The following is a 492-nucleotide window of genomic DNA, read 5'->3' on the forward strand; positions in this document are numbered from 1 at the left end:
CTTTGCTGGGACCCGGAAAGAATGTCCTCGCCCGCGCCGCCCCGTCAGCGATCCGGCGACTCTTCACCCCGTCTGGGAAGACCGGAGAGCGTTTTCGATTTAAGGGGTACGGCTGTTCCCCGCCGTCACCCTCCGGGGCCCCACCGGCGGGCGCGTCCCTACGCGACGACGCGCCCGTCGAGCACCACCCGGCGCGGATCGGTGAGCACCCGGAGGTCCGCGCGCGGGTCGGCGTCGTAGACCACCAGATCGGCGGGGGCGCCCTCCTCCAGGCCGGGGCGGCCGAGCCACTCCCTGGCCTTCCAGGTGCCGGCGGCCAGGGCCTCGACGGGCGGGAGGCCGGCCTTGGCCAGTTCCGCCACCTCCTCGGCGGCGAGCCCGTGCGGGAGGGTGCCGCCGGCGTCGGTGCCGACGAAGACGGGGATGCCCGCGTCGTACGCGGAGCGGACGGTGTCGTAGCGGCGCTCGTGGAGCCGGCGCATATGCGCGGAC

At 74.6% G+C, this 492-nt stretch carries 1 protein-coding gene; it reads right to left on the bottom strand.

What is annotated here, in order from left to right; genetic code table 11:
- Nucleotides 1–158 precede the first annotated feature (158 nt).
- On the bottom strand, nucleotides 159–492 hold a 334-nt coding region (locus LPA54_RS36940; RefSeq protein WP_228984852.1), incomplete at its 5' end, for an amidohydrolase family protein.

Source organism: Streptomyces sp. DH12 (assembly GCF_020873895.1).
Lineage (GTDB): Bacteria > Actinomycetota > Actinomycetes > Streptomycetales > Streptomycetaceae > Streptomyces.